We start from the raw sequence: 17,505 nt of genomic DNA on the forward strand, positions 1-17,505 counted from the left end.
CTAAGACATATGTTACAGAAATAAATAAAAAAAGAGAGATACTTTGATACAATAGTTTTCAACCAAAAAAACAAGTATCAGTAAGGAGTATCTCTCATGAAAAGTATAACCGAAGAAATGAGATTTCGCCAGCGTTTATGTGAATATGCTTTAAAACATGGCGTAACAAAGGCTGCAAGGAGATATCATACCTACAGGCAGTTTGTATATAGACAACTGGAAAAGTACGATGGAAGCGTTCAGAGCCTTGCGCTGAGGTCCAGGAGGCCTCAGCGCAGCCCGAACGCGCATACGGAAGAAGAACTGAAGCTGATAAAGAACATGCTTAGAAGAAACGGACGATATGGTCTTGCAGAAGTATATGTAAGATGTCAAAGCAGAGGATATAGCCGAAGTTTTGAAAGCATGTGCAGACAGATAAGAAACAGGGGATACAGAAAAGTAGAGAGAAAGAAGAAAAGCTATACGAAATATGAGAACATGCAGGGGACATACCCGGGAGAGAAGGTGCAGGTAGATATCAAATATGTACCTCAGGAATGTATAAGGTTCCCGTGTTACGGAGATAAGTATTATCAGATAACGGCGATAGATGAATACAGCCGGAAGCGAGTGCTGAAGATAGTAAAAGAGAAGAGCACATACGAGACAAAGGAATTCATAAAGAGCCTGAGAAAGAGAATGGGATTCAAGATAGAGACTATCCAGGTAGACAACGGGCCGGAATTCGTAAATGACGATGATAAGACGGAAAAGGACAGTGCGTTTGAAAAAGCGGTAAAAAAGCTGAATATGGAGCTTAAGAGGACGAGACCGTATTCGCCATGGCAGAATGGGAAGGTAGAGAGAAGTCACAGAGAAGACGGGAAGATCCTGTATGGCAGAGAAGTATTCACAAGTGAGAAAGAGCTTAAGAAGAAAGTAGCGAGACACGAGAAGAAATATAACAGCACAGCGAAGACGGTATTGAACTTCAAAAGCCCTGATCAGGTAGTAGCGGAGTATTTCTCAAAGTGTAACAAATGTCTTGACAACTAAGATTCTTTGCGGATAAATTAATCTGTTTTACTTTACACCTCCTGTATGGTATACTATTATCTGTGATTCTATAATTAAAAGGAGGTCTTTGATGTTTAACAGAAAAAAGAACAAAAAACGCGACATAAAAAAGGCCGTAAAAAATGTAGTCAAGGAGGAGATCAAAAACACGGTCAAATCCTCCCTCATACATGAATTCCTCGAGGAAAGCGCCAAAACTGTTGAAAAGAGCGATTATATAGAACCCGATCTTTATATAAAGAACAACGTCAAACGTGGATTGAGAAACTCTAACGGTACCGGAGTCGTAGTAGGACTCACTAAGATCGGTGACGTCCGAGGTTACGACGTAGACGCCTCCGGCAATAAGATCCCTATTGAGGGCAAGCTGTATTACCGTGGCTACGATATCGAAGACATCGTAAAGAACTGCATCGCCGAAGACAGATTTGGTTTCGAAGAAATCACTTTCTTGCTGATCTTCGGAACACTGCCCAGCAAGTCGGAGCTGGAATCCTTCAAGAAGATGTTGGGCGCCAAGAGGGAGCTTCCCAATGGCTTCGCCCGCGACATGATCCTGACGGCTCCATCCAACAACATCATGAATAAGCTGGCAAGAAGTGTACTCGCTCTCTACTGTTATGACGATAACCCTGACGATACGTCCATTTCCAACGTACTCCGCCAGTCCATCGACCTCATAGGACATTTCCCGGCTCTCATAGCCTACGCTTATCAGGCCAAGGCATCATTCTACGACAACATGAGCCTTCATCTGCATAACCCTATCCCGGAACTTTCCACATCGGAAAATATCCTCAGGATGATACGTCCTATGGGTGATTTCATGGATATCGAAGCCAAGCTTCTGGATCTGTCCATGATACTCCACGCAGAGCACGGGGGAGGAAACAACTCGTCCTTTACTACTCACCTGGTCTCATCTACGGGAACGGACACCTATTCGGCCATATCGGCAGCCATCGGTTCCCTTAAAGGGCCGAGACACGGCGGGGCCAATATCGCGGTAATAAACATGATTGCCGATATAAAGGCCCACGTACCTGATTTCAACAACAGAGGTAAGCTGGACGATTACCTGGTAAAGATGCTCAAAAAGGAAGCTTACGATAAAAAAGGTCTTATCTATGGAATGGGGCACGCTATATACACGCTTTCGGATCCGAGAGCTAAACTGCTGAAATCCATGTCCAAAAAACTGGCCGAAAGCAAAAACCGTATCGATGACTTCCTGCTGTGTGACTACATAGAGCGGCGTACGCCGCAGCTTTACGCTGAAGTCAACGGAGTGGAGAAGCCTATGCCTGCTAATGTGGATCTTTATTCCGGATTCGTATACGACACTCTGGATATCCCTACCACCATAGCGACACCGCTTTTCGCCACTGCCAGACTGTCAGGCTGGTGTGCCCACAGGATCGAAGAGCTGGTAGCCGGAGGAAAACTGATGCGGCCTGCTTACAAATCCGCTCAGGCACCGCGTGAATACGTGGCCATAAAAGACAGGACCTCGTCGCTGTCCTCAAAAAACAGTCGTTCCGGAAAATAGAAACAATAAATCGAAACAATAAAAAGGAGCTGTCATTCTTGGGATGCCTGCCTGAAAAGGCAGATCGCAGTCCCGCTCTGACAGCTCCTTATTTTCATACTTTATTTTCTTTTGTCTTTTCCATCTTTTCTGCTGCTACTGCTCAGAGACCGTTACCCTGGTAAGTCCCAGCGACGCTATATCTCCACTGTCATATTTGCTGACAGTCACACTTCCATCGACAAGTCTGCCGAGGACCGTCTCGTACTGTTCATCCGTGAACCTGGCGAACCTGGCGTTTTCCATCTCCAGCCATATCCCCTCGTTTTCCGCATCGTAATATTCCACGGTACCACCCGGGAATTCATCATCGTTGTATCTTTCCAAAAGATTCTCCAAAACACCGGATATATCCTTTACAGCTGACGTCATAACAGTATCCGACATCTGAGATTTATCTGTCTCCGCGGCAATCACCTTCCTGCCGTCGCTTAGCTCCGCCGCTTCTATAACAGGCTGTTCCACTTCGCTGCCGCAGGCGAATACCACCTGGACTCCGCTCTCATACCAGCCGGCGGCCATATCCACCAACGCGGTCCTGTCCTCATCGTCGGTGCCGTAGTGATATCTAACATTTACACTAACGCCGTCCTCCGCAGCGGCATCATCAGCTCCCTGCATGAAACCGTAGCAATAATCCATCTGAGATGGGGTCTTGGAATCACCCATAAATCCTAACTGCCTGTTCCCATCCTTCACCGCGCTGTATCCTGCCAAATATCCTGCCTGTTCTGACGCGAAGCTCACTACAGCGGTATTATCACCGGTCCTGGTCTCCCCGGATTCCCCGTCCACAGGTTCTGCGTCTATCAATATGAAATTGACATCGGGATATTCCTTTTGCGCGTTGTACACTACGTCCTCAAAAGAATACCCGTCGGCAATGATGACCTTGGCGCCTTTATCGACAGCATTGCTTATGGCTTCCATATATGCTGTCTCCGAAGCTTCAGCCGCCTTATAGTATTTGTGGGAGATCCCTTCCCGTGAACCAAAGTCGCTTATAGTGGTCCACGCCACCTGACTGTAACCGCCATCCATTATCATACCCGAATCCGTCACCAGGGCTATCTCATAATCTATCTTCTCCTCCGGCTGTTCGGCCTCAGGTGAGCCGCAGCCTGCCATGACGCCTACCATAAGCAGCGACATCAGTAACGCGATAATCTTTTTCATGATCTCCTCCTAATACAGTTCTTCTCTTCTGTGTGCCAGCAGCGGCAGCTGTCGTCTCACAGCCTCGACACGCTCCAGATCTATATCGCCACATACGACGCATTCTTTCTCGTCTGCGTGGGCAATGAACTGGCCCCATGGGTCTACTACACAAGAACCGCCATAGGCCTGATACGGCCCTTTCTCATCCCTGGCAGGTGAATTGGCAGCGAAATAGACCTGGTTGTCCAGCGCCCTTGCTCTCATGGTTATATCCCAGTGAGCAGGGCCTGTAGTCATGTTGAAAGCCGCCGGCAATATTATGAGCTGTGCTCCCGCCAACGCCATCTTCCGGAACCACTCCGGAAACCTCACATCATAGCATATAGCCACTCCTATCTTGCAATACTCAGTGTCTATCACCGTCATATCCTCTCCCGCTGTCAGAGTGTCCGATTCCATGAATCGGATGCCACCCTCCACATCGATATCGAAGAGATGGACCTTCCTGTGTTTTCCTATCAGATTTCCCTTCCTGTCGAAAGAAAAGGACGTATTGTAAACATTCCCTTTGTCCAGTTCCGGTATGGATCCTCCAACCAGATAGATCCCCAGCTCTGCCGCCAGCTCTGACAGGAAGCTGACTGTCTCTCCATCATCCGGCTCCGCGTACTCTCTGAAGTAATCGTTGGAGTATGGGCAATTCCACATTTCCGGCAAGGATATCACATCAGCGCCCTTACCGGCAGCTTCCCTCACGAATCGTCCGGCGATCTCCATGCTCTTTCTCTTGTCGAAGGAGCCCTTCATCTGGCACAACCCTATCTTAAACATATCAGTCCTCCTGCACACCTTTTATGACATCTGTAAACCGCTTCGTTATCCTGGCTGTCAGTCCCCATATGACATTCCCGTCATATTCCTCGTATACGGGAACAGGTGCCTTTCCCTTCCTCCAGCTGTATGGCATCCCTCCCGTGACCTTTTCGTACGGAAATCCTTCCGGAGGCTCCGGTATCACGTCGGTCCAATATATCTCCGGTTCATGCGTCAGCAGCCAGTCCAGCTCCACCAGGAATGCCTCTTCCACCTCCCCGGGATTCAGCACCATATGATCCAGCGCCTTCGCGTCCACGATCCCCAGATAACAGTACATGGCAAAATTGCTGTAAGTATATATGGTGTCCAACTGGCTAACCACTCTTATGCTCTCCTGCGGTATGCCGATTTCCTCCCAGGTCTCCCGCAACGCGCATTCCTTCGTTGTCTCATCCTGTTCCAGCTCTCCCCCGGGAAAGCATATCTCCCCCGGCTGCCGTTTCATATCCCTTGCCCGTCTCTCATAGAGAAGATACAGCTTCCCCTCTTTCTCCACCACTGGGACAAGGACTGAAAAGAATTTGAAAAACTCTTCATTTCCCGCTTTCTTCCCGTCAAAGATATGCCGGATATCGTCAGCCGTCAAGTTTTTCCTTAAGCTCATTTTCCTTCCTCTGAAATCTTATGTTCATATACGACGCGATAAGGATGCAGGCTATCCCCGCGTACATATTCCAAAGTATCGTCTCCTTGAGGAATATCACTGCCATCACAGGCGCTATGGCCGGCTTTATGAAAAATGCCAGTGAGCCAGTCGACGCGTCCGACGCCTTTATGGCCATGAAATAGCAAAAATATCCTATCCCCGTCACAAAAATGCCTGCATACAGCACCAGTAAGATATTCTCACTTACCCCTTCAATTACAGGTTTACCTGTTATCAGTATTATTATAAGCAATATAAGTGAACCCAGTATGAAGCTGATGCTTGTCTGAGCCATTATTCCCATTTTTTGAACGCTGACCTTGCCTGCCACAGTGTAGGCGCCAAAAAATATGGCCGCCAACATCATGTATACCATGCCTATGACCGTGTTTCCCTCCTGCATGTTCCATGGTTTTATCATGAATATCAGTCCCACGAAGCCGATGGCCAGCACGATCGCCTTGTATCTGTTAAGCTTCTCATTGGCAAAGAAATGAGCGAATATCATGGTAAAGAGCGGATTTATGCTGATGAGCACGGAAGCTGTCGCCGCATTGGAGTACATTATCCCCAGCTGAAAAAACACCATACTTATAGGGACTCCTAATATCCCTACCCCTGCTAGCATGGCCAGATCTTTGACTGTAAGTTTAACATGATTCTTTCTCAGCTCCACGATGGCAAAAGGTAAAAGTATCAGACCACCTATAGCAAATCTGAGAAAAGTCAACTGGAACGGATCCAGGTGATTTCCCGCCACTTTGCAGGCCACCTCCATCGTTCCGAAAAGTATCGCTGTCAGTACTACATAGATGTATGCTTTTTTCATAAAAATCGATTCACGTCCTTAAAAAAGACGGTGTATACACCGTCTTTGATATTTTTTTCGTTTCGTCTGCCGTCAGTTGAGGATCTCACATCCATCGAAGTTGACGCCTATCATTTCTTCCTTCTCAGCGCTTACACTCACGACGAAGTCCAGCTCGTAGATCTCCGATATGGCTTTCAGCCTGTCTATGAACTCCGGCAGATCTCCCAGCGAAACGTCCGCGTGTTTCAATATACTGTCTATGAAGATGGTTTCAATATCATGGTCGGAGCTTATTATTCCGTAGATAAAACCTATATACTCGTCGATATTTGTTATGTTCTCGTAATCTTCCATGCATATGACTCTTATGTTATACGAGAGTTCATACATCAGCCTGTGGTTTTTATTTATAAATATTATGCTTCCATTGCTTGTTTTAACGCTTTCATTGGCCAGCTCCACCATCTGGCTTGTCTTTCCGCTGCCTTTGTGACCTATGAGTAATTTCACCATAATATTACTACCTCCTCAATATATTGATATAAGCGCCTTTTTAATAAATACAATTATACACTATGCTCATATTTTGGGCAACTGTTTTTCTTGTGCCTTTCGCCGCAGCTGACCACAGGCCCCGTCTATTTTCGAGCCCAGTTCCCGACGTACCGTAGCAGGTATCCCGGCGCTGTTCAGAGCTGCCGCTATCTCCTCCGCCCGCCTCCTGCTGCTGCCCGTGAGCCCTGTTTCCTTCACTTCATTAAGGGGTATGAGATTCACATGACAGAGCTTGCCTCGAAGCTTTCTGATCATCAGCTCCACGTCCTCTTCTCTATCGTTCTCCCCATCTATCAGCGCGTATTCGAAAGTGACCCGCCTACCAGTCTTTTCCGTATACCTGTCCGCCGCCAAAAGCAGTTCATCCACAGGATATTTCCTGTTGACGGGCATTATGCTGTTCCTTCCGCTGTCGGTAAGACGATGGAGAGATACAGCCAGATTCACCTGGGGGAAATCGTCGGCAAACATGGCTATGGCAGGTACTATGCCACTGGTAGAAACAGTCATGTTCCTGTAGCTCATGTTCTTTCCGCCCTGCTCATGGAGCAATCTCAGAAATTGAGACAGATTATCGTAATTATCCAACGGCTCTCCCATGCCCATGACCACCACATGGTTCACCTTCTCTCCGGTATATCTCTCTGCAGAAAGTATCTGATCCGCTATCTCTCCCGCCGTGAGATCCCTCACGAACCCGCCCAGCGCTGACGCGCAGAACTTACATCCCATCTTACAGCCTACCTGAGACGACACGCACATGGAATTTCCATACCTGTACTTCATGAAAACTCCTTCCACCGTGTTGCCGTCCTCCAGGCCAAAGAGGAATTTCCTGGTCCCGTCCTTCTCATCCTCCTGCACATCTAAAACATCGAGACAGCCTATACAGGCTGTCTCGTCCAGTTTTTCCCTCAATCCGGCGGGCAGATCGGTCATCTGACTGAAATCTCTGGCTCCCCGCCATATCCACCTGAATATCTGCTTGCCGCGAAATGCGGCTTCGCCCATTTCCCGGGCAAATCTCTTCATCTCATCTTCCGTAAAGCCAAGCAGGTGTACCTTTTCCATCTGCCCTTCTCCTCTATACTCTCTCCACTGCAAGGCCGGTCTCATGTCCGTTTATGTTGGACGTTTCCAGATCCGTCCCCTGCTCTATGGATACCGCCAGTGTCTCCTTCATGATGTAGTCTCTGTATTCCTCTATGGCAGCCTTCACTTCATCATCAGCATCCACCGATATCCTGATGTTGTCCATCATCTCATAATCGTTCTGCTTTCTCAGCTGCTGCACCTTTGAGACTATCTCTCTGGCCAGCCCTTCTCTTTCCAGTTCAGGGGTGATAGTAGTGTCCAGTATGGTGAAGACATTGTTCTCCATGGCCACCGCGAATCCTTCCTTGGCGGAGATCTTCACGTCCACCATGTCCTTTGATATCTCCACGTTCTCGCCGCCCAGCTCCATCTCTATCTTACCGTCGGCTTCCAGTTTTGCTACCGTGGCAGCGGCATCAGCCTTGGCTAACGCACCTCCGAAGGCCTTGATGTTCTTTCCCAGTACAGGCCCTGCCACCTTGAAGTTAGGCTTCAGGGAATAATCCATGTACTCGTCCAGCTTGTTTTCGAACACTACCTTCTTCACGTTGAGTTCTTCCATGATGAGAGGCGTCAGGTCTTCGATGACAGACTGATACTTGCCATCCACCAGGATCTCTGAGAGAGGCTGCCTTACCTTGATCCTCTCCTTCTCTCTCGTTCCTCTGCCCAGGCCTACCAGGGTCCTCACCAGATCCATCCTCTCCTCGACCTTCTTGTCTATCAGCGACTCGTCGGCCTCCGGGAAGTAGGCCAGATGCACCGATTCCTCACCGGTCAGATTCTGGTACATCTCGTCGGAAATGAATGGCGCGAAAGGCGCTATCATCTTGGCGACCCCTACCAGTACCTCATAGGTAGTGGCATACACTGCTTTCTTATCGTCGTCCAGCTCCTCTCCCCAGAATCTCCTCCTGGCTCTTCTGATATACCAGTTGGAAAGGTCCTCACCTACGAATTCCTGTATCTTCCTCACGGATTTCATGTGGTCATACCTGTCCATGTCCTCCGTCACTTCTTTTATCAGGCTGTTATACTTCGATATTATCCATCTGTCCAGTTCAGGTCTCTGATCATAAGCTATTTCCAGGGATGCCGGATCCAACTTGTCCTGATTGGAATACAACGCGAAGAAATTATACACGTTCTTCAGCGTTCCGAAAAACTTGCTGACTATCTCCACCAGCCCATCTTCATCGAACTTGGTCGGTGACCAGGCAGGCGATACGTGAAGCAGATACCACCTGGTAGCGTCGGCTCCATACTTGTCAAAGAGCTGGAACGGATCCACAGTGTTTCCCTTGGACTTGCTCATCTTCTTGCCATTCTTGTCCAATATCAGATCGTTTACCAGTACGTTCTTATACGGCGCCTTGCCCTTTATAAAGGTGGAAATGGCCATCAGCGAGTAGAACCAGCCTCTCGTCTGATCGATACCTTCACAGATGAAGTCAGCCGGGAACAGCTCCTCGTCGAAGTTCTCGCTGTTTTCGAACGGATAGTGCTGCTGCGCGAACGGCATGGCGCCACTGTCGAACCAGCAGTCCATAACTTCCGGTATCCTGGTCATCGGCTTGCCGCAGACAGGACAGGTCAGATGTACATCATCCACATATGGTCTGTGGAGTTCGATATCTTCCGTGATATCCTCCTGTGCCTTCTCGACCAGTTCCTTCCTGCTACCTATGCACTCCAGATGTCCGCATTCACATCTCCAGATAGGAATAGGCGTTCCCCAATACCTGTTTCTGGAGATAGCCCAGTCATTGACGTTTTCCAGCCAGTTACCGAATCTTTTTTCTCCTACGAAATCAGGGAACCAGTTGACTGTGTTGTTGTTGGCTACCAGCTGATCCTTGAGCTTCGTCATCTCAATATACCAGCTCGGCTTGGCATAGTAGACCAGCGGCGTCCCGCATCTCCAGCAGTGAGGATAGTTGTGGACGATCTTCTCCTTTGCGAAGATCTTGTCTTCCTCTGCCAGCCACTTTATTATCTCAATGTCGAGGCCGTCTTCCATGACAAATCTGCCCTTCCACGGAGTGTCTGTATATTTTCCCTGTTCATCTACCGGATTCACTACCGGCAGATCGTATCTTCTTCCCGTATTGTAATCGTCTTCACCGAAGGCCGGAGCTGTATGAACGATACCGGTACCATCTTCTATTGTCACATAGTCGGCGCATGTAACGAAAAATGCCTTTTTATCAGGCTCGATGAACGGCATCAGCTGTTCGTATTCGACGTACTCCAACGCCTTGCCTTTCATCTCCTCCAGCACTTCATAATTGTCAGCTCCCAGGACCTTGTCGGCCAGCACCTTTGCCACGTAGAAGACCTTTCCTTCTTCATCGCCCGCCGTCATCTTCACCTTCACATAATCGATGTCAGGGCCTACTGTCAGCGAAACATTGGAAGCCAGTGTCCACGGCGTAGTAGTCCATGCCAGGAAATATTCATCGGCATCCTTCCTCTTGAACTTTGCCGTTATGGTATTTACCTTTACCTCTTTATATCCCTGAGCTACTTCGTGGGAAGCCAGTCCTGTCCCGCATCTAGGACAATATGGGAGTATCTTGTGCCCCTCATATACCAGACCTGCCTTGAAGAACTCCTTGATTATCCACCAGCCTGTCTCTATATAGTCGTTATCCAGAGTGATGTACGGATGATCCAGATCGATGAGATACCCCATTCTTTTTGTCATCTCTCTCCACATACTTTCATATGTGAATACCGATTCCTTGCACTTCTCGTTGAATTCCCTGATCCCGTATTTCTCGATGTCCTGCTTGCCGCTCATGTTCAGCTGCTTTTCCACCTCGATCTCCACAGGAAGTCCGTGAGTGTCCCATCCGGCCTTACGCTTTACAGCAAAGCCCTTCATGGTCTTGTAACGACATACCGAATCCTTCAGGGTCCTGGCTATCACATGATGTATTCCCGGTCTTCCGTTAGCCGTAGGCGGTCCCTCGTAGAATATGAACGACGGGTTTCCTTCCCTGGTGCTGACACACTTTTCCAGCAAGCCTTCTTTTTCCCAACCTTCGGCTTGCTCCATCTGGAGCTGGGCGATTGGTTTTTCCGACAGATTCTTGATCATCTCGTATATTCCTCCATTAAAAAGTCCCTAACAAAGTTAGGGACGATAATTAACCGCGGTACCACCCTAGTTATGGGACCATCATCCCATCTCTCTTAAAGTGTCCGGCTCCGAAGTGATTTTCACCGTCCGCCTCACCGGCGCCCTCTCAGCATATGGCCGCCTCTCTGTAAGGATATTACGCGGGGCTACTGTCTTCATCACAGCCGCGATATTGATTTTTCATACTCTGTCATTGTAGCCTGTAGACACTGTAAAGTCAAGGGCTTTTCTCGACAAGGCAGCGCCAAGTTTTCATGACTGAGCTTTCATAGAGTTCTTCAGACTTCCGCAGCCGGCTGCACTGCCCTACTCTGAACGCAGAGCTGCCACCGGGTCGCTCTTGGCGGCCTTCCTCGACGGGATGAGACCTCCGATAAGAGTGAGGATAACGCTGAGTGCCACCAGTACAGTCCCGTCAAATACAGGAAGCACCGCGTTGACATCTGTCGTCCCGGCAATAGCATGGATGACCATATTCCCGGGGATCAGTATCAGCAGGCTCAGTCCTATACCGATGAGTCCGGCGCACAGTCCTATGATGACGGTTTCGGCGTTGAACACCTGAGAAATATTGTTCTTGGACGCTCCGATAGCCCGGAGAATACCTATTTCTTTTCTTCGCTCCAGCACGCTGATATAGGTGATGACGCCTATCATTATCGACGATACGACCAGTGAGATAGCCACGAATGCCACCAGCACATAACTGATAGTATCCACGATATCGGTGACTGACGACATCAGCGCTCCCACCACATCAGTATAGGTGATGACCTTGTCCTCATCGCCGGCCTTCTCCATTCGGCTGTTGTAATCGTCCAGTATGGCGATGATGGACTCCTTGCTCTCGAAATCCTTAGGATATATGGATATCTGGCTCGGCACATCAGGATCAGCATAGCCAAAGCTGTTCAGATTATTGCTATATGACGCTTCCTCTCCCGACATGAGCGATGTGAACAGCGCTGATAACTCATCTTCACTCATGTTCATGCTGAAAGCACTGGCAAAGGCATCCGGATCAATGGTCAGAGCGCTCTGTATGGCAGTTCCCAGTTGACTCATGGACTGCTGCATGGAAGATTCCATCTGACTCCCCATCTGAGAGGCCGCCTGCTGCAGCACAGCGGCTATCTGCGCTTGCAGAGCCTGAGCCACAGCTTCCTGATAGGAAGCCATATTTTCCCGCATGTAATTTTCCATAGCCTTGCTCAATTCAGACTGCAGCTGATCCATATCCAGCACCTGAGACATCCCTGCCTCGAATATGGCCTGAGCCTCAGGCGTATCCATGTACTGGCTGAATGTCACGCCGGGATGACTGGCGAGATACGTTTCGTAGCCGTCCATCAGATCCTGAGCCAGCTTATCCGCACCCTCTTCCGATACCGTAACATCCATCTGCCCCATTATCTCCTCCATGTCAGGCTCCGGGAAATCAGGCATTTCCAGCTGGATATCGTCCGGCCCTATCATGTCAGACATGTCTACGGAGCCATCGCTGCCGGCCAGAGATTCCGCCATATACTTTTCCAGCACTCCGGAATCAAAGGAAAAGGCATTCTGCAGCGCATTCTCATCTATCGTAAACAGGGAATCCATCCCCATTCTGTTTTCGCTGTTGTCCTCTCCAAAGGAGTTGCCCGTCAGCACATTGGTCTCCGGCGTTTCCATCTGCTGACGCACGATATCGCTGTCCGCCGCCTGTTCCATCACATGCTCCGTCAAAGACGCCGGATAGACGATACCAGGGCTCAGCATAGCAGCCGACGCATCCTCAGAAGGCTGCACCACTCCCACTATAGTGATATCCTCGCCGTTTTCAACCAGTTCCCTCATGTAAGTCTCGTCGCTCGATCTGTCGGTCCATATGCCATAAGCGCTGTCATAAGTATAACGATCAGCTGCATCCACCAGCTTGAAACTGATTCCGACAAACTCCTCATAATCGTAGGCACCAATATTGTCGGGAACGTCTACCTCATTACCCGCTGCGAATTCGCGTACCATTTCGTCCAGCTCCGCAGAATCCCTGAGACCCATAGTGTACAGGAGGAAATCGCTGACACTCCCGTCAGAGCCAAGGACGAGGACGCATTCGTTGTAACGCTGCGGCCAGCTTCCCGCCTTCAGATCATATTGTCCTTCATAAAGATCTTTATCTTCCGGCATCTGATGGAAAACATCCGTACTCATAAAGGATGACATAAACGCACTGGAGCCGGAGCCGAGTCCTAAAGCCGAAAAAGAGCTGTCAGGATTGACTTGTCTCACACTTTCTCCATCCATCCTGTATATCTGCGGCACTACGCTGTAAGAATACTCCACCGCATTGGCGTACTTCATGATACCGCTCTTGCCGTCATCAAGATATGACTTGAGGGATCCCAGGTCGTTGGTCTGTGTTCCGGAAAACATATCGCTCAACGCCTGAGAGACTTTCACATCCCCGGCGGCCTCTTCTTCTCCGCTGGCTGCGGAATTAGCCATCATAGCGGTCAGATCCATGGTGGTGTTCTGTATCTGCAGCGGGTACTCAGATAGAGTCTCTTCTTCGAGAGATTTGATATAATCGTTCACTCCGTTGGAAAGTGACAGTATCAGGGCGATACCGATAATGCCGATGGAACCGGCGAAAGAAGTCAGTATCGTCCTGGCTTTTTTCGTCCTTAGATTGTTGAAGCTTAGGGAGAGAGCTGTAAGAAAGGACATGGACGCCTTCCCCATGTTCCTGTGAACAGGCTCCTCCTGACCGCTTTCATCTATTTCAAAAGCATCGGAATCCGAAAGTATCCGTCCATCCTTCAGTTTGACGATACGCGTAGCATATCGCTCCGCCAGCTCCGGGTTGTGAGTAACCATCACCACAAGCCTGTCCTTTGCCACTTCTTTAAGCAGATCCATCACCTGAACGCTGGTCTCACTGTCCAGCGCTCCCGTAGGTTCGTCGGCCAGCAGGATATCAGGGTCGTTGACCAGTGCTCTGGCTATGGCCACACGCTGCATCTGTCCTCCCGACATCTGATTTGGCTTCTTGTGAAGCTGGTCTCCCAGCCCCACCTGTTCCAGCGCCTCGATGGCTCTGGTCCGCCGTTCCTCTCTGGAAACGCCCGAAATGGTCAGAGCCAGCTCCACATTGGAAAGTACCGTCTGATGAGGTATCAAGTTGTAACTCTGGAAAACGAAACCGATAGTGTGGTTCCTGTAGGAATCCCAATCCCTGTCCTTATATTCCCTGGTAGATATGCCGTTGATGATCAGATCACCGCTGTCGTAACGATCCAGTCCGCCGATGATATTCAGAAGCGTAGTCTTTCCGGAGCCACTGGGCCCCAGTATGGCGACGAATTCGCTCTCTCTCAGATTGAGACTCACATCATCCAGCGCCTTCTGCACCAGACTGCCGGTTTTATACTCCTTGCATATATTCTTTATCTGAAGCATAGGTATTCTCTCTCCCTCTTTAATCTGAAAACCCTTTTCACTCATTCTACCTTAATTTGACTATTATAGCAGACTTATGTGGTAAGAAAACACCCCTTGCGAAAGTTTTACCATTATTTTCGGCTTTTCGTCTTTATCGATTTTTATCGATTTCCCGGCAGCATCCTTGCGATCACGATCCCACAGGTTCGATGCTCCTGTTTTCTAGCCGGGTATTTTTGAACGTCCAATGGGATAAAGCCGGAAAAGCGATTATCATATATGCTTTTTGTACAACCCATGCCTGTTACAGTAAACATACAGAGTCCCATGTCCCTTTTTTCTGAAGTAGACAGATATATCCTGCTCCGGATACAGCTTTACTATCTCTACTGAATCCAATGTGACATAGGAAATAAATGACACATAATGTTCTTTGCTCATAGGATGCTCCATTGTAACGAAATACTCATTATCGATGTTTTCTACGGATACAGCATGCTCCTTTTCAGGTACTTCCGCTTCCTGTACGGGAAGCCTGATCCCGCAGCACGAAAAATCCCCTTCCCCCACTGCTGTTATGATATTCCCACAAATAGGACATACATAAAACTGTGTCTTTTTCATATTCCCGGCGGTATTCTCATTCGTTTTCAAATCGCCTGTCAGAAGCTCCGTTAAAGAAACCCCTAGCGCTTTCGCCAATTCTTCCACGATCCCGATATCCGGAAGGCCTTTATTGGTTTCCCATTTTGAAATCGTTTTATCACTCACATTGATCTTTTCCGCAAGCGCTTTTTGTGTGATCCCATGCTTTTCCCTCAATGTTTTTATCGTATTTCCTGTCACGTAGCTCATGATCTGTTCTCCTTTTCATTTTATAAGCCTATTATATCGGCCGATCGCTGTTTTTCAACCTACGCTAAGTAGAGGTCAACAGTGAAAGGAGATGAAAAAGCAGCTTCCCGCCCGGCGCTGACGCCCGGCACATTGGCACCCGGCAACAAAAAGAAAAGAAGAAAAGAGGACCTGAAATTTCCACTCCAAGCCCTGCCTTATCGCGTCGTCATACAATGATACACCCTGTGTTTTTTATATCCCAGGGTGCATTTGATCGATCATCTCCCGGATCACTCGTGTTTACCCACATTCACTGATGGTATACCAGACGTCACTTCAAAATCGGTAATAGACATCTCACATGGATCCACAGCGTACTTCATCACATGTTCCTTCTTGTTTTCAAAAATGTCATATGCTTCCATGATATCATCAAGTGTACAGCGATGAGTGATGAGAAAGCTCGCGTCTAGTTTCCCGCACGCAGTCAGTTCCATGATTTCCCGGCAATAACTGCCATCTACGCCTCCCGTCTTGAAAATGAGGTTCTTTCCGTACATATCAGGCAACGGCAGTATCTGTCCCTCCTCATACATCGCGACCACCGTGACTACTGCATTCGGTCTCGCTATCTTCCACGCCATGCTGAACGTATCGCTCCCACCTGCTGCTTCAAAGACCGCATCAGCTCCGCGACCGCCTGTCATTTCCCTGATGCACCCTTCTATATCGTCTCTTCCCGGCACAAGCGCGACATCCGCAAGACCTCGCTTCCTTGCGATCTCCAATCTGTACTCATCCGTATCGATGGCGATAACCGCAGCCGGAGTATAAAGTCGCGCGCACATCATGGTGCAAAGACCTGTAGGTCCTGCGCCTATCACCGCGACCGTATCCGCTGGATCTATCTCCCCAAGCTTTGCCGCCCAGTAACCTGTGGAGAGTATGTCGCCGTTGAAGAGTGCCTGTTCATCTGTAACATTATCCGGGATCACAGTAAGTCCATTGTCAGCGTACGGAACCCGCGTATATTCAGCCTGCCCGCCGTCTATCCGGCAGCCGAGGGCCCATCCGCCCGCTTCATCGGTGCAGTTGTTCACAAAACCTCTCTTACAGAAAAAGCATTCTCCGCAGAATGTCTCCACATTCACTGATACCCGATCACCTGGCCTCACCTTCTTCACTGCCTTTCCGACCGCAACGACCTGCCCGACAAACTCGTGCCCCAGAATCGTTCCGGGAACGGCCTTAGGCACCGCCCCGCGCTTTATATGGATATCGCTGGAACAAATCGTAGTCAGCGTCACTTTCACTATCGCGTCTCTCTCATCGACGATCTTCGGTATCGGGCGATCTTCGAGAACAATATCTCCAACACCTTTGTATACGACAGCTTTCATATATTCTCTCCTCTTTCCTGAAATCGATCCGCTTTCCCTTCGTTTAAAATACACCCATTGACACTTTTGCTGTACTCAGCCAAACACCTCTGCCGCGGCAATGACTTTAAGGACCGACTCATCCACCTTATCTCTTCCATATGCATCAAGAAAACGTTCGTAATATTTATTCGTTTTCAAGTTGAACCAAAGTGTCCAGGTCCCCCAGAATAAATCAATATGTCTATCGCCAACACCGCCGTTGCCAACATCGATAAACCCTGAGAATTTCCAGTCGTTGAGGACAATATTAGGCAGACAATAGTCACCGTGAAGCAAAACTTTGCTTTGCAAGGAATCTTTCTCCGCATTCAAAACAGCATAAGCCTCCTCGGCTGAACGATATCCAAAGCTGCCAGAGCTATCAGAGAAATGGGACTTATCATAATCTCCGGTACGGTAATTCTTCTCAGCAGCAGCAAGATATTCTGTTGTCCTGTCCATTATCGGACAGCCGGCATAATCTGTTTCGTGCAATTTCCTCAATTCACACGCAATAGTATCACATAAACGTCTGGGATCCTTAAGATACTCTTCGTGTACGCAGTCCTCCCCTATAACAGCGGCTGTTAAAAGCCAATCGCGGTCATTTGAGATATAGCTCAATATCTCTGCGCCAAGTCCCTTTGAGTAAAAATACTCTGCCATTTCAGCTTCTTTTTCGAGCTCACCGCTGTCCGAACATTTTAAATAGTATCCATTCCCCTTGTCAATGAAATACACTCTTGCTTCGGGCGAACAAGAGCTATCGTAAATGCTTGCCCCTGACAAAAAACGCAAGATCTCCTGCGGCACATCGTTTGGGATCTGATACAACAATGTTTTTTTCATCCACCATTCTCCTGTTTGTGGGAAAGCAGTACAACCGTC

Annotated in this window: 13 protein-coding genes; 2 read left to right on the forward strand and 11 right to left on the reverse strand. The window is 48.6% G+C overall.

Annotation, left to right across the window (positions count from 1 at the left end; translation table 11 throughout):
* Nucleotides 1-96 precede the first annotated feature (96 nt).
* Nucleotides 97-1,038 carry a DDE-type integrase/transposase/recombinase gene (locus ACQY69_RS04955; protein WP_428257570.1) on the forward strand — a complete coding sequence of 314 codons (942 nt, stop codon included), beginning with the start codon at nucleotides 97-99 and terminating at the stop codon, nucleotides 1,036-1,038.
* 91 nt (nucleotides 1,039-1,129) lie between these two features.
* Nucleotides 1,130-2,608, forward strand: coding sequence for a citrate/2-methylcitrate synthase (locus ACQY69_RS04960; RefSeq protein ID WP_428259128.1), 1,479 nt, complete (start codon nucleotides 1,130-1,132; stop codon nucleotides 2,606-2,608).
* A 135-nt stretch (nucleotides 2,609-2,743) separates the two neighbouring features.
* On the opposite strand, the gene ACQY69_RS04965 is transcribed toward ACQY69_RS04960, so the two are convergent.
* From ACQY69_RS04965 to ACQY69_RS05015, 11 genes are all read right to left on the reverse strand, one after another.
* On the reverse strand, nucleotides 2,744-3,823 hold the full coding sequence (locus ACQY69_RS04965) for a BMP family lipoprotein (protein ID WP_428259130.1): 1,080 nt from the start codon (nucleotides 3,821-3,823) through the stop codon (nucleotides 2,744-2,746).
* 9 nt (nucleotides 3,824-3,832) lie between these two features.
* Nucleotides 3,833-4,636 (reverse strand): carbon-nitrogen hydrolase family protein, encoded by an 804-nt coding sequence (locus ACQY69_RS04970; RefSeq protein ID WP_428259132.1) that lies wholly within the window; start codon nucleotides 4,634-4,636, stop codon nucleotides 3,833-3,835.
* Nucleotide 4,637: 1 nt separating this feature from the next.
* On the reverse strand, nucleotides 4,638-5,285 hold the full coding sequence (locus ACQY69_RS04975; RefSeq protein ID WP_428259133.1) for an NUDIX hydrolase: 648 nt from the start codon (nucleotides 5,283-5,285) through the stop codon (nucleotides 4,638-4,640).
* A complete protein-coding gene (locus ACQY69_RS04980; protein ID WP_428259134.1) occupies nucleotides 5,257-6,156 on the reverse strand; it encodes a DMT family transporter in 900 nt (299 codons plus the stop codon). The genes ACQY69_RS04975 and ACQY69_RS04980 overlap by 29 nt, the downstream gene beginning before the upstream one ends.
* Before the next feature lie 72 nt (nucleotides 6,157-6,228).
* A complete protein-coding gene (locus tag ACQY69_RS04985) occupies nucleotides 6,229-6,651 on the reverse strand; it encodes an ATP-binding protein (RefSeq protein ID WP_428259136.1) in 423 nt (140 codons plus the stop codon).
* 66 nt (nucleotides 6,652-6,717) lie between these two features.
* Nucleotides 6,718-7,764 carry a 23S rRNA (adenine(2503)-C(2))-methyltransferase RlmN gene (rlmN, locus tag ACQY69_RS04990; RefSeq protein ID WP_428259137.1) on the reverse strand — a complete coding sequence of 349 codons (1,047 nt, stop codon included), beginning with the start codon at nucleotides 7,762-7,764 and terminating at the stop codon, nucleotides 6,718-6,720.
* Between the two features lie 13 nt (nucleotides 7,765-7,777).
* Complete coding sequence (ileS, locus tag ACQY69_RS04995; RefSeq protein ID WP_428259138.1) at nucleotides 7,778-10,891, reverse strand: isoleucine--tRNA ligase; 3,114 nt, start codon at nucleotides 10,889-10,891, stop codon at nucleotides 7,778-7,780.
* Nucleotides 10,892-11,239: 348 nt separating this feature from the next.
* On the reverse strand, nucleotides 11,240-14,377 hold the full coding sequence (locus ACQY69_RS05000) for an ATP-binding cassette domain-containing protein (RefSeq protein WP_428259139.1): 3,138 nt from the start codon (nucleotides 14,375-14,377) through the stop codon (nucleotides 11,240-11,242).
* A gap of 255 nt (nucleotides 14,378-14,632) precedes the next feature.
* On the reverse strand, nucleotides 14,633-15,214 hold the full coding sequence (locus ACQY69_RS05005) for a helix-turn-helix domain-containing protein (RefSeq protein ID WP_428259141.1): 582 nt from the start codon (nucleotides 15,212-15,214) through the stop codon (nucleotides 14,633-14,635).
* Between the two features lie 272 nt (nucleotides 15,215-15,486).
* Complete coding sequence (locus ACQY69_RS05010; protein ID WP_428259142.1) at nucleotides 15,487-16,596, reverse strand: alcohol dehydrogenase; 1,110 nt, start codon at nucleotides 16,594-16,596, stop codon at nucleotides 15,487-15,489.
* A gap of 75 nt (nucleotides 16,597-16,671) precedes the next feature.
* Complete coding sequence (locus ACQY69_RS05015) at nucleotides 16,672-17,466, reverse strand: aminoglycoside 3'-phosphotransferase (RefSeq protein ID WP_428259143.1); 795 nt, start codon at nucleotides 17,464-17,466, stop codon at nucleotides 16,672-16,674.
* Between the last annotated feature and the right edge of the window lie 39 nt (nucleotides 17,467-17,505).

Source organism: Gallibacter sp. Marseille-QA0791, from assembly GCF_965119705.1.
GTDB lineage: Bacteria > Bacillota > Clostridia > Peptostreptococcales > Anaerovoracaceae > Lentihominibacter > Lentihominibacter excrementipullorum.